1 protein-coding gene is annotated in these 497 nt (G+C 58.8%); it reads left to right on the top strand.

Annotated features, from left to right (window positions below; all coding sequences use genetic code 11):
- Window positions 1-290 precede the first annotated feature (290 nt).
- Window positions 291-497, top strand: a 207-nt coding sequence (locus DW024_RS10315; RefSeq protein ID WP_233541375.1) for a hypothetical protein, incomplete at its 3' end; no start/stop codon positions are given.

The raw sequence follows: 497 nt of genomic DNA, 5'->3' as shown, positions 1-497 counted from the left end.
TTCTCAAACTAATCCTAAGAGACAGGGCCGTATGGATCTCTACGCTCGTTCTCGCTGCAGCCTTTTCCGTCCCCATTGCGTTCAATTCACCCATCTACGGGCCCTTCTTTATGAAGCAGGGCCCGTAGAGCTTTGTCGACGCATTCAATACGCGCGCGCCCCAGGCCAGCGGCACAGACCTATCGCCAGAGCAGCAAGTCGACGCGGAGCTTGCAAGATACGCGAACGCCGCCCTTGCCGCTCAAACCGACGCCGCCTTTCTCGATTCTGCCGAGAGCTACTACGCGCTCATGGACGAAGGCTTCCAATCCGGGTCCATCGTGGGAGACCGAGAGACCAATGACGCGGCACTCGCATATTGCCGTGCTCTGAGCAGTTCCGGCATCACGCACATTCCGGCCTCCGCAAGCGACCTGCCATTCCTTTCCTTCCTGCCTTACGCCATTGCCGCGGCGCCGTCTTTCCTTCCCTTCATCCCCTTCCTTCTCTCGTCGATA

This window comes from Collinsella sp. AF37-9, assembly GCF_003475115.1.
In the GTDB taxonomy this organism is placed as follows: Bacteria; Actinomycetota; Coriobacteriia; order Coriobacteriales; family Coriobacteriaceae; genus Collinsella.
Note: the sequence above shows the minus strand (reverse complement) of the source record. Positions and strands in the feature narration are given on the sequence as shown.